The sequence below is a fragment of the Planifilum fimeticola genome (assembly GCF_003001905.1).
Classification (GTDB): Bacteria; Bacillota; Bacilli; order Thermoactinomycetales; family DSM-44946; genus Planifilum; species Planifilum fimeticola.
In genome coordinates, this window is record NZ_PVNE01000004.1 from 87071 (window position 1) to 99081 (window position 12011).

11 protein-coding genes are annotated in these 12011 nt (G+C 57.4%); all 11 read right to left on the reverse strand.

The features are described from left to right. Positions 1–21 precede the first annotated feature (21 nt). The 11 genes from CLV97_RS03915 to ymfI all read right to left on the reverse strand — a co-directional run bounded on the left by CLV97_RS03915 (position 22) and on the right by ymfI (position 11968). Positions 22–1605, reverse strand: coding sequence for a DEAD/DEAH box helicase (locus CLV97_RS03915; protein ID WP_106344225.1), 1584 nt, complete (start codon positions 1603–1605; stop codon positions 22–24). After that, positions 1602–2855 (reverse strand): competence/damage-inducible protein A, encoded by a 1254-nt coding sequence (locus tag CLV97_RS03920; protein ID WP_106344226.1) that lies wholly within the window; start codon positions 2853–2855, stop codon positions 1602–1604. The genes CLV97_RS03915 and CLV97_RS03920 overlap by 4 nt, the downstream gene beginning before the upstream one ends. 87 nt (positions 2856–2942) lie before the next feature. Continuing rightward, positions 2943–3527, reverse strand: a complete 585-nt coding sequence (pgsA, locus tag CLV97_RS03925; protein ID WP_106344227.1) for a CDP-diacylglycerol--glycerol-3-phosphate 3-phosphatidyltransferase — start codon at positions 3525–3527, stop codon at positions 2943–2945. Position 3528: 1 nt separating this feature from the next. Beyond that, on the reverse strand, positions 3529–4854 hold the full coding sequence (rimO, locus tag CLV97_RS03930) for a 30S ribosomal protein S12 methylthiotransferase RimO (RefSeq protein ID WP_106344228.1): 1326 nt from the start codon (positions 4852–4854) through the stop codon (positions 3529–3531). 91 nt (positions 4855–4945) lie between these two features. Then, positions 4946–5842 (reverse strand): RodZ domain-containing protein, encoded by an 897-nt coding sequence (locus CLV97_RS03935; RefSeq protein ID WP_106344229.1) that lies wholly within the window; start codon positions 5840–5842, stop codon positions 4946–4948. Between the two features lie 132 nt (positions 5843–5974). After that, on the reverse strand, positions 5975–7348 hold the full coding sequence (locus CLV97_RS03940) for a helix-turn-helix domain-containing protein (RefSeq protein WP_146130402.1): 1374 nt from the start codon (positions 7346–7348) through the stop codon (positions 5975–5977). Between the two features lie 110 nt (positions 7349–7458). After that, positions 7459–8685: a helix-turn-helix domain-containing protein gene (locus tag CLV97_RS03945; RefSeq protein ID WP_170070351.1), complete on the reverse strand. Its 1227-nt coding sequence runs from the start codon at positions 8683–8685 to the stop codon at positions 7459–7461. A 36-nt stretch (positions 8686–8721) separates the two neighbouring features. Beyond that, on the reverse strand, positions 8722–9873 hold the full coding sequence (locus CLV97_RS03950; protein ID WP_106344232.1) for a helix-turn-helix domain-containing protein: 1152 nt from the start codon (positions 9871–9873) through the stop codon (positions 8722–8724). A 38-nt stretch (positions 9874–9911) separates the two neighbouring features. After that, the gene (locus CLV97_RS03955; protein WP_106344233.1) at positions 9912–10676 is read right to left on the reverse strand and encodes a DUF3388 domain-containing protein; all 765 of its coding nucleotides are present in this window, start codon (positions 10674–10676) and stop codon (positions 9912–9914) included. 183 nt (positions 10677–10859) lie between these two features. Beyond that, on the reverse strand, positions 10860–11114 hold the full coding sequence (locus CLV97_RS03960) for a DUF3243 domain-containing protein (protein ID WP_106344234.1): 255 nt from the start codon (positions 11112–11114) through the stop codon (positions 10860–10862). 104 nt (positions 11115–11218) lie between these two features. Further along, entirely contained in the window at positions 11219–11968 is a 750-nt protein-coding gene (gene ymfI, locus CLV97_RS03965) for an elongation factor P 5-aminopentanone reductase (protein ID WP_106344235.1), read from the reverse strand. Between the last annotated feature and the right edge of the window lie 43 nt (positions 11969–12011).

Below are 12011 nucleotides of genomic sequence, written 5' to 3' on the forward strand. Positions count from 1 at the left end.
CGGCAGGGTGTTTTCTCTCTTTCAGGAACGATTGCGGGGCCGCGCCGGTTCGAGGTTGACCCTCGCCCCGTTGATTTTCGATTGGCGCAGGGCTTCGAAGACGAAAGGAGCCACCTCTTCCGGAACTTCCACAAAGGAAAACCGGTCGTAAATGTTGATCCGCCCCACCTGTTTGGCCGAAATGCCCGCCTGCTCCGATATGACTTTCACCAATTCCTGCGGACGGATATTGGCATTGCGCCCCAGATTCACAAAGAAGCGAACCATTCCGGGCGCGGCACCCGTCTCGCCGAAATCGTAGGCGGGATCGGCGCTTCCGGTCAACCGATCGGCAAAGGCCAGATACAAAGCGGCGACCGCGACGGTTTCCGGGCTGTGCCGGGCCGTCAACTCCCGCACCATCTCTTTGAACAGGGAAAAATCCTGTTCCGACCGAATCGTCTCCTCAACCTGGGTTATCCACGTCTGCTGCTGCTTCTCCGCCACTTCCTCCAGGCTGGGGATCTCCCGCAGCTCCAACCGCTGATGAATCCCTTCCTCGATCGAACGAAGCTGCTTCATCTCCCGGGGAGTGACCAGCGTGAGGGCGACTCCCGTCCTGCCCGCCCGTCCGGTACGGCCGATGCGATGCACATAGCTTTCGGTATCCTGGGGAATGTCGTAGTTGATCACATGGGAAACGCTTCCGACATCAATCCCCCGTGCCGCCACATCCGTGGCCACCAGGAGCTCGATCTCCTTTCCGCGGAAGGCGTTCATCACGCGATCCCGCTGTTGCTGGGGAAGGTCGCCGTGCAGCCCCCCGGCCAGATATCCCCTTGCCTGAAGGGCCTCCGCCAGTTCGTCCACCCCTTTTTTGGTCCGACAAAAGAGTATGGCCAAGTCGATATCCTCGCTGTCCAGTATCCGGCACAGCGCCTCCAGCTTGTTGCTTTCCAACACTCGATAATACGCCTGCTCGATGACGGGCACGGTCACTTCGCCGCGGCTGACCGTGACATAACGGGGTTTTCGCATATATTTTTTCGCCAGTTGCCGGATGGCGGGAGGCATGGTGGCGGAAAAGAGAAGAAGCTGCCGGTGTTCGGGCAAATATTTCATCACCGATTCGATGTCGTCGATAAAGCCCATATCCAGCATCTCATCCGCCTCGTCCAGAACCATGATCTCCACATGGTTCAGGTTCAGCGTCCCCCGGCGGAGGTGGTCCAAAATCCGTCCCGGCGTCCCGATCACCACGTGAACGCCCTGCTGAAGGGCCTTGATTTGCCGTCCAATCGACTGCCCGCCGTAGATGGGAAGGGTCCTGACCCTTTTGGGGCGCCCGATCTTCCGCATCTCTTCCGAAACCTGGATCGCCAGCTCCCTCGTGGGGGCCAAAATCAGACTCTGCACCTCACGACGGCGGGGATCGATCCGTTCCAGAACCGGAATGCCGAAGGCGGCGGTTTTTCCCGTTCCGGTCTGTGCCTGGCCGATCACATCCTCCCCGCGCAACACCAGCGGGATGCATTCCGCCTGAATCGGGGACGGTTCCTCAAATCCCATATCGGCGATTCCGCGCAAGATCGCCGGATCCAAATCGAACATGTCAAAACGCTTCATGTCTGAGCTTCACCTTTCTTTAATCGTTCCTGTAGGATGAAAAGTGCATGTTTTGCCGCACGCAACTGGATCCCTTGGCGGTTTCCGCCGAGACGGAGCCGATACGCACGGGTGGGATACCCCTCTTCCGCACAACCGATATACACCAGTCCCACCGGTTTGTCCTCCGCCGGATCCGGCCCCGCCACACCGGTCACACTGACGGCCAAATCGGAACCGAAGAGCTCCCGCGCGCGCTCCGCCATGGCGAGGGCCGCTTCCATGCTGACCGCCCCGTATCGCTCGATCACCCCGGCGGGAACCCCCAGAACTCCTTTCTTCACATCCGACGTGTAGCTGACCACGCCCCCCTTCACCGCTCCGCTGCTTCCCGGAACCGTTGTAAGCATGCGGGTGATCAGTCCGCCGGTGCAACTTTCCGCAAGACCCAGGGTCCTTTTTTGATCGAGGAGACGCCGGATCACCAACTCCTCCAGCGATAACTCCCCTTCTCCATAACAAAAGCCGCCCACCCTCTTCATTATTTCTCTCCGGACGGGTTCCATGATCCTCTCCGCTTCATCCGCATCGCGGGCCTTGGCGGTCAAGCGCAGGGTGACCTCCGCCTCCTTTGCCAGCGGAGCGACGGTGGGATTCCCCTGGTTTTGAATCAGATCCTTGATCCGTTCCTCCAGATGTGACTCACCGATCCCGAAAAAGCGGTAAACCCGGGAGACGATCCTCTCATCACCGGGCAGAAGGGAAATCAGGAAAGGTTTCACTTCCTCTTCAAACATCGGAATCAACTCGCCGGGGGGCCCCGGCATCAACACGTAGGTGGTTCCCCCGTGCGTGACCGCCACGCCCGGAGCCGTCCCGTTGCGGTTTTCAAAAACCGTCCCCCCTTCAAACACCAGTCCCTGTTTATAATTTCCGGGAGGAACCGACGTTCCGAAGCGGGCGAACAAAGCTTCCATCCGGGCGATGGAAGGGGGATGCGGCACGAGGGGCAAATTCAGAAGCTCCGCAAGGGCTTCCTTCGTCAAGTCATCCTCGGTCGGACCAAGTCCTCCGGTGATCAAAACCAGATCGGACCGGGACCCGGCCAGGCGGAGAATCTCCTTCAGCCGCTCCCGGTTGTCACCGACGGCGGAATGATAATAAATGTTGATTCCCAGCTCGGCGCACTCGCGGGAGAGGTAGGCGGAATGGGTATCCACAATTTGACCCAGGAGCAGCTCCGTTCCAACTGCAATGATTTCGCCGCGCATACAACCCTCCTGTTTATCCGATCTGATGACAATTCGGCCGGTTGGATCCGGAGGGTCTCGCCGCCCGGACAAAACGGGCGGCACACCTCATCGATGTTTGGAAAATCGGATGACCTTCCAATTTTTGATGAAATAATCCGCACCGGACCAGACCGTGATGATCACAGCAGCCCAGGTGATGATCCCGGCAAAGGGAAAGGCGAAGGACGAGAAGGGAAAATTGTTGATCATCAGGGCGACGATGGCGACGATTTGAACGATCGTCTTCAATTTCCCCCAAGGGCTGGCGGCAATCACCTTCCCCTCGGCGGCGGCGATCATTCGCAGCCCGGTTACCGCAAACTCCCGACTGATGATGACTATCGCCACCCATGCATCCAGTCGCTGCATCTCCACCAGCGAAATCAGCGCTGCGGAAATCAGCAACTTGTCCGCCAGGGGATCCAGCAATTTTCCCAGATTGGTCACGAGCTTCCGTTTCCGGGCGATATATCCGTCCAGCCCGTCCGTGACGGCGGCCAGGATGAAGATCAGGGCGGCGATGATCTCGCTGACGGTGATCACCCCCTGCCCGAACTGAAACTGGCCGAGATTGAACCGGACCAGAAGGAAAAACATCACCACCGGGACGAGAAAGATGCGGGCCAGCGTGATTTTGTTGGCCAAATTCACGTCAGAGAACCTCCCCCGCGAGGTCGAATTCAAAAGAATGGGTGATCCGGGTGCGAATCACTTCACCTATGGGCAATTGTTGTCCGCGGACAAACACCTCGCCGTCAATCTCCGGGGCGTCATACTGACTGCGACCCACGTAAACGTCACTGCGCCCATCGTAGGATTCGATCAAAACCTCCAATTCCCGTCCGACATGCCGCTGATTCCGACGGCTCGAAATCTGGCGCTGCAACTCCATCAGCCGGTTGGCCCTCTCCTCCTTGACTTCCTCCGGAACATGGTCGGGCAACCGGGATGCGGGCGTTCCTTCTTCGTTGGAATAGGTGAAGACACCCAAACGGTCGAACTCCACCCGCCGGACAAAGCGGAGCAGGTTCTCAAAATCCTCCTCCGTCTCACCGGGAAATCCCACGATGATCGAAGTGCGGATCGCCACATCCGGAATGCGACCGCGAATTTTTTCGATCAGGGACAGGATATCCCGCTGCCTGCCCGGTCGGCGCATGCGCCTGAGAATGCGATCCTCGCTGTGTTGCAGGGGCATGTCGATGTATTTGCAGATTTTCGGGTTGGAAGCGATCGTCTCCAGAAGTTCATCGCTGAAAGCACCCGGATAGACATAATGAAGCCGAACCCAGCGGATCCCCTCCACTTCGGAAACGCGGTTCAAAAGGGGTGCCAGGGACGGGGAGCCATACAGATCCACTCCGTAGTTGCTGGTGTCCTGAGCGATCAGGCTCACCTCCCGCACTCCCTCCGCAGCCAACTGCTCCACCTCGCGTACAATGCTTTCGATGCTCCGGCTGCGAAGTGCACCGCGCATCACGGGAATGCTGCAAAAAGTGCACGCGTTGTCACAGCCCTCGGCGATTTTGACATGGGCAAAATGGCGAGGAGTCAACCGCTTTCGCGGGAGAGCCTTCTCATACGAAAAAACGGGATTGCCTACCATCACCGGCCGACGACCCGAAATGGATTGGGCAATCACCTCCGCGATCTTGTCGAAATCGCCCGTCCCCACGATTCCGTCGATCTCCGGAATCTCCCTCATCAGTTCCTCTTTATAGCGCTGTACCAGACACCCGGAGACAATCAGGCTTTTCACTTGTCCCGATTCCTTCAGCTCCGCCAAGTCCAAAATGGCGTTAATCGACTCTTCCTTCGCGGCGTCGATAAACCCGCATGTATTCACTATCACGACGGTGGCGTCGTTCGGATCCTCCACCAGCATGTGACCTTGCCGATCAATCAGTCCCGACATGATTTCCGAATCCACGAGATTCTTCTCGCATCCCAACGTGACAATCGCAACTTTTTCCGGCATCGCATTTCCTCCAAAAAATGGGCACCATCTCTGACATTCTTCCGTAAGTATATACGATGCCCATTCAGCATGTCAAAAAGCGAAATGACTTCTACGAATCCTTGTCCGCCTTCTCATCGGTCTTGTCGTCCAGCCGGAACTGATATGTCTGGGGATCTTTCTGCCCTTCCGTGTCCACCAAATACCCGTTTACCCGCAGTTCAATCTTGTCCGGCTTGCCCAGATGAAGGGAAATCCATTCGGAGTGGGTGAAGGTTTCCGTTTGTCCCGCCTTGATATACCCGTCCTTCATCACCGAAGCGGTCGGCCCCCCTCCCCGTGCGCGGAACCAGCTTTCGGCCGAAGCTTTGATGGTGACCACCACCTTGTCCGCATGGCCGATCGCGTATTCATCGCCGTGCTTGTTCGATTCCGACGTCTTCACCAGGCGGACAGACACCTCGTTCCCGTCCCCGGACAGGGAAGCCGCTTGGGGTGAACCCCGTTCCTCTGACGGGGGTCCCTCTTCCCGCACCTCCGATGTCTCCGGGGAAGCCGACTCATCGCCTTCCGGACCGCTCCCGAAGACATCGACAAAATAAAGCGTGGACGCAACGCCCAATATGAGAACCAGCGATAAAGCGCCGATCAATAATTGCTTTGAAGAAAAAACCTCCGGCAGTGCCGTTTTCCAGTCCTTCCTCCGACCCCTCCTCGCCGCGTATCGCTCCTTGCGGCTCGGAAGGGAGCGCTTGGGAGCCTCCACGGTAGCGGAGTGCTTCAATTTCCCCTCGTAATCGCGCAAAATCGGCGCCGGCGAAACCCCTAAACACTGCGCATAAGTGCGAATAATCGCCCGGGCATAGGAATGTCCGGGCAACGCGGAATAATTCCCCTCTTCGATCGCCTTCAAATAATGTGACTGCACACGCGTCCTTCTCTCGACATCCTCCAAGCTGAGACCGGCCGCTTCCCGCGCCCGCCTCAGCTCTTCCGCGGGATTGGACATGGACTGACACCTCCCGACCTTGCGTCCCGGTCCTCACCGCAAGGCCCATGGGCCTGAAAAGCTTTTGGGGCAGGGAACCCGGCGAAACTTCGTGGAAAGGGATGCTGACCCTGCCCCTGATCCGCCGATTCTTCACTCGGTCCGTTCAATGCGGACCATCTTGGAAGAATCGATGGACTGACCGTTCACCTTGATTTGTTTAACCGCATGCGGAGCCCCGAATTCAATGTACAAATTGGAGGACCCGTCCGCCGGGTGTGTGTATTTATAGGTCTCGTTATTCCTAAGGGTCACATCCTTCAGATATTTCCCTGATTCTGCCTGTTCGCGGATTTGCACCCAACAGACATCGCTCGCCGGTCCGATTTCCAGCGACAGCTCCCCCGTTGCGGCAATTTGATAATGAGCGACTCCGCCGCTGTTATCCACCAGCGTCACCTCAGCCTCTTCCCCTCTGTCTTCGGAGACATCGTTGTCCTGAGCCGACAGCGGCTCATCGGCGTTCACTCCCCCCGACTCGCTTTGTTGCTGCGCTTTCGGGGAGGGCGTCTCCGCGGGAGGATCATCCTTCAGGAGTGAAAATGCTCCCCAGGCCGCGGCGGGAATAAACAGGGCAATCCCCGCGACAATGCCAATCCGGCGAATTTTTCGGCTGGATGATCCTTCATCGGCTCTCTCCGAGCGGCGGGAACGGGCGGAAAGCTCCACCGGATAATGATACCGGGATTCCCGTTCCTCATCGCGCGGATCGGTGTCTCCCGAAACGAAACCGGCTCCCGGGTTGGTCCTTTGCGACAGCGACTCCAAACGCATGGTCCGCTCTGGAGATCCTTGCGCATCCTCCCATCCCCGTTCTTCACCGGACCCATCCGACTCCCTGCGGGATGAAAGGCGGGAGAGCTTCGACGTGAAGCGGGAGTGATCCTGTACCGCCCTCTGCCGTCCCGTGTTCCGGCTTTTTATCGGATCCCCGGAAGCCTGATCCGCGTCAGAAAGATGTTCCCTCCGGGAGGGAATTCCGTAGGGATCCGTGTCTCCCGAGGAAAAACCGGTTCCCAGGTTCGGGTTAGTCCTTTGCGAGAGCGATTCCATGCGCGTGGTGCGCTGCATATAGCTTCGACTTCCCTGCCTCCCCCCCTCTTCGTTGAAAGAATCGGCAGACTCCTCCCAGGGAGAGACGCGGGGATATGTCGACGTAAAGCGGGAACGATCCTGTACCGTCTTCTGCCGATCCGTGTTCCTCTTCTTCGACGCATCTTGAGATCCGGACTCGCCCGGAATGGGATGATATTTTTTCAGCAGATGATGCGGCTCAATGCCGACACACTTGGCATACGCCCGGATGCAGGTGCGTACAAAATAGGGGCTGGGCAATTTGTCAAACTCCCCGTTTTCAAGGGCGATCAGATATCCGGATTCTATGCGGGTTTGATCCCGAATATCCTGTATGGAAAGACCCAGTGATTCCCTTGCTTCTTTCAGCCGGAGACCGATCTCGAGAGACACCCGGCACACCTCCCATAGATTAAGCCACCCATCAAACAAGTCGTCTCTTTCCTGTTTGAGTATAACCTGCTGCGCTCATCAATGTCAAAAAGCTCCCACGGATCGGGAGCTCATTTCACCAAACGGATGTGAACCACTTTTTGTTTCTTATACTCGCCCACATTTTTGCCGTTCACCGAGATTTTCACGCTCTTCGAGGGTTTCAGCTCGACCCACAAATCTTCTTTATCGGACTCGTAAGCGAAGGGAGCGGAACCGGATTTCAGGGTGACCTCCTCCAACTTCTTGCCCACTTCCTGCTCGCGTATCTCGATCCGACATTCGCTCTCCGCATCGATCTTCAGCTCAATCTTGTCCGCCTGGGTCAGCTCAAAGTGGTCAGGGCCGCTCTTGCTGGTTTCAGTCGGATAAACGATGGGCTCCTTCTTGTCCGTCCCCGAACCGTCGGCCGAAACCTCGGTGCGATCCCCGGCGTTGATGGGTTGCTTGTCTTCTCCCCAGATCAGAATGCCGACGGCAAGGGCTGCCGGTATCAGGAGAACCGTGCCGGCGATGAGGAAACGGTTGTACCATTTGCCGAAGGTTCCTTCCTTTTCCTTTGACGCCGATTTTCGGCGGCGGGAAAGGTGAGAAACCAATTCAGCTTCCCCGCTCCTTTCCTCCACCACCATGGGTAGGGCGCGCCCGTCCCCCGGATCGGCCGAACGCATCGGATACTCGAGCTCACCGCGCGGCTGCACGTCCTGCGACATCGAAAGGCTTCTCAAGGGCCTTGTCGAATACGAGGAATGGGAATGGGGCAGGGCAGGATCCGCGGAAAAGGATCCGGCCCCAGGGGGACTTTCCCGGGATACCTCCTCCCATTCCTGCGATTGGCCGTTCGGATAGGCTGTCGACCGGTAAGGAATGTTGTCCGATCGCTCCGGCCCATAGGAAGAGGACTCCCTTTCCCACGCTCTCCCCTTTCCCGTCCAGGAAGGGGGTTCCCGATCCTCCCTCTCCGGCAAGGGCCATTGGCGAGAACCTCCCTCCTCCCGAACCGGTGGCCGTCTCGTCCCCCGCTCCCATCCGCGGGAGAAGGGGCGTTCAAAGTTCCCCTGTTCCGACGTTTGTTCCCGATATTCCCGCAAAACGGCCGATGCATCCAACCCGAGGAAATGGGCATAAGTGCGCAGGTAGGAGCGGGCATAAAACGGGCTGGGAAGCGCATCAAATTGTCCCTGCTCCATCGCCATTACATACGCTTTTTTGATACGGATGCGATCCGCCACCTCATCCACGGTCAGGCCTCGGGCCTCCCTGGCCCGTCTGAGCCGGTAACCGATATCCTCCGACACCCAGCCCACCTCCCGAAACGCTGTTTCATCCGATGATTACTTTTTCAATTGAATGCGATAACTTTTCGCCACATCCTGTGCGGTCGTATCGACCTCCACGCCGTTCACCCGAATCTGCACCGCGGAAGGAACCGTCAACCGGAACCACAAAAATTTGTCCTTTTTAACGGTCCGGGCATCTCCCAGTTTCATCGTGTAGGTTTCTTCCGGCTCATTGGGATTTTCCCCGTAGAGGAAAACGCTCTCCCCCTGGGTCGCTTTGATCTCGAGGACAATCTCGTCCGCTTTGCTCAGCTCGAACAGATCGCCGGAAAACCCGGAATCCACTTCCTTAAGTACCAGCTCAGGTGTGTTTGTCTGCTGCGCGGAAGCCGTGCCGTTGCCGGTCTCCCCGGTCCCACCGGGTTGTTGCGCCTCGGGAGGATTGGAGGGAGTGTCCATCTGCGTCCAATACCAAGCCGCAGAACCCAAGAGGAGGACGCCGACGGCGGCGGCACCTATCCACATTCCTCCCCGTTTCTTCCCTTGGGACTCCTGCGGAGAAACCGGAGGTCTGTTGTTGTATGAAGGTCTTGGCTGCGGAAGAGCTTGTCCCTCCGCTTTGACAATCGGATGCGCTCCGCTGCGGAAACGTCCGGTTTGCTGGGAGACGGCGGAGGGCCGGGAAGAGACGGGAGGACGCGTCTCCTCGCGCACTGCCCGTTCCCGTCCGGTGACCGCATCCATCTGCACCGTTTGAAAGCGCCCGGTGTTCTGAGATGGACGGAACGAAACCGTGTGTTGGGACGGGCCGGCGGGGCCCGCGTGCTGACTTGGGCGCTCAGAAGCGGCCGCCCCTTGCGGGCTCGGCCCGGGAGCCCTCATGGGAGAAGCGGCTCGAAAACGACCGGTGTTGCTCCGATACCCGGCACCTTGAGCAGGACGAGCTCTGCGAAACCGCGCTGCCGAATCCGCTCCACCCTGATTGAGACGTTCGTAGCGGTCCAGAAGGGATTGAGGATCCATCCCCAGACATCGCGCATAGGTGCGCAGAAACGCGCGCACGTAAAAGGGGCTCGGCAGCGAATCAAACCGATCGTTTTCCAGAGCATGCAGGTACTCCGCATGGATCTTCGTCTGCTGCTGCACATCCTCCAACGACAATCCCATCGCTTCTCGCGCCCGCCTCAATTGAGTTCCGATCTCCATAATTCCCACTCCTCGTCTCTCCCCGATTTTAACCAGCGTCAAAATGCCGCGATATCGGAATCCAGTACGTCATAGTCGATTTTTTCTTCGGGGTGATTCCTGAGTTCGATGATCACATTGAAATCGTCAAGCGTGTACTCGGTCTCGCGGATAAATATGTCTGGGTGTTCGATAACCTTTGTGGCATCCATTTGTAGGATCTCGCGCACCAGCATATGGTGGCGTTCCGTCGAACGGAGCGTGGAGACGATTCCGTCGATGATGAACACGTTATTGGGATTCATCTCGTCCTCCGCCAGCTGGCTTCGAACCGTTTGGCGGAGCAGGGTGGACGAAACAAAGGTCCATCGCTTGTTTGCACAAACGCTGGAGGCCACGATCGATTCCGTTTTTCCGACCCTCGGCATTCCCCTCACGCCGATGATCTGGTGTCCTTCCCTCTTCATCAACTCCGCCATGAAATCCACCAGCAGACCCAGCTCATCCCGCGTGAAGCGGAAAGTTCGCTTGTCTTCCAGGCATCGGTCCAGATAGCGGCCGTGGCGAACCGCCATGCGGTCCAATAACGTGGGAGGGCGAAGCGCGGTGATGGTAATGTTGTCAACCCGGTTCAGAATGTGTTTGAGGGCGTGAATTTTTTCCCTGTCGTCGGTCTTGAGCAACATGCCGCGCCGCCGGTCTTCAACCCCGTTGATGGTTAAGATGTTGATGGACAGCATCCCGAGAAGGGAAGCGATGTCTCCCAACAATCCGGGGCGGTTTTTGTGAATGTGATATTCGAGATACCACATATTATCTATCATTCGAGACACCTTTCGTCAAATCCTGTCAAATATTCAGTCGAATTGCCAAATATCCCGCTAATTCGCTATATAGTATACCACACGCCTTTAACTGAGCAAAACCCTGCGCGCGATTGAAATCCTTTTGTAACATAAATGAAACGCCCGTAACAGGGCGTTTCATTTGAATGGAAAAGAATGGGCTTATTTTTTTCCATCATTCAACATTTTCACCATTAATCCGGCCATCACGCGCTGCTCCTCCTGATCCGCCGCATTCCACATATCCTTGAGCAGACGTTCCTCTTCATTTTTTGGTTCTACATCTTTGGCCAGATAATCGCCGATTTCATATGCGAGATTTTGGATGGTGTCCTTGCTCATTCCCATTTTTTCCGCCTGCTTTACCCGTTCGGACAAAAAGTTTTTCCAATCCTGAAAGTTATCCAAGATGGACACGGGTTGCGCCTCCTTTGCATTTTGGCTCGATCTAGGATGTAATATGATCATTTCCCTTTCCTCTTATGCAGGCGCAGCCCACAGGCGGCCGGAAATCACCCAATTTACGGATACCAGCCGCCGTTGACATGGATGACCTGACCGGTCACATATCCCGATTCCGGAAGGCACAAATGGCAGATGACCGAAGCCACATCCTCCGGCGTTCCCAAGCGGCCGGCGGGAATCCGCTCCGAAAGCGCATCCATCTCTTCCTCCGACAATTGCTCCTCCAGCATGTCCGTCCGGATGGCTCCGGGAGCCACGGCATTGACGCTGATCCCGGAGGGAGCCAACTCCTTGGCCAATGCCCGCGTCAAGCCGTTGATGGCTCCCTTTGCCGCCGAATACAAGACCTCTCCGGATCCCCCCGCCTCTCCCCAGATCGAGGAAAGCAGGATGATCCTTCCGTACCGATGCGCCAAAAAGGAAGGAAGCGCCGCCCGGACCAGGTGAAAGGCCCCGCGCACATGGGTGTCCATCACCCGGTCATACTCCTGATCATCCACATCCTGAACAAGTCCCTTCCCCGCCACCCCGGCGCAGTGAATCAGGAGGGACAGATGCCCGAAATAAAGAGACGAATTCCGGACGACCCGCTTCACATCCTCGTAAACGCGAACATCCCCCTGCTCCGCCCAGGCCTGAACCCCCTGCATGCGACAACTTCGCACCACCTCTTCCGCCGCTGCCCGGGAAGTGCGGTACATCACCATCACATCCGCACCGGCTTCCGCCAACCGACGGGCCACCGCCGCACCGATCCCGCGGCTTCCTCCGGATATCAAGGCAGCTTGTCCCGCGAGGGGTTTCATCCTCCCACCTCCAACTCGTTCATCAACCCGGCAGGGGGTTATG

What these genes read in the sequence shown, in the direction of transcription:
- ymfI (WP_106344235.1), bottom strand. Translation starts at nt 11,968, where the DNA reads ATGAAACCCCTCGCGGGACAAGCTGCCTTGATATCCGGAGGAAGCCGC.
- CLV97_RS03920 (WP_106344226.1), bottom strand. Translation starts at nt 2,855, where the DNA reads ATGCGCGGCGAAATCATTGCAGTTGGAACGGAGCTGCTCCTGGGTCAA.
- rimO (WP_106344228.1), bottom strand. Translation starts at nt 4,854, where the DNA reads ATGCCGGAAAAAGTTGCGATTGTCACGTTGGGATGCGAGAAGAATCTC.
- CLV97_RS03935 (WP_106344229.1), bottom strand. Translation starts at nt 5,842, where the DNA reads ATGTCCAATCCCGCGGAAGAGCTGAGGCGGGCGCGGGAAGCGGCCGGT.
- CLV97_RS03915 (WP_106344225.1), bottom strand. Translation starts at nt 1,605, where the DNA reads ATGAAGCGTTTTGACATGTTCGATTTGGATCCGGCGATCTTGCGCGGA.
- CLV97_RS03950 (WP_106344232.1), bottom strand. Translation starts at nt 9,873, where the DNA reads ATGGAGATCGGAACTCAATTGAGGCGGGCGCGAGAAGCGATGGGATTG.
- CLV97_RS03955 (WP_106344233.1), bottom strand. Translation starts at nt 10,676, where the DNA reads ATGATAGATAATATGTGGTATCTCGAATATCACATTCACAAAAACCGC.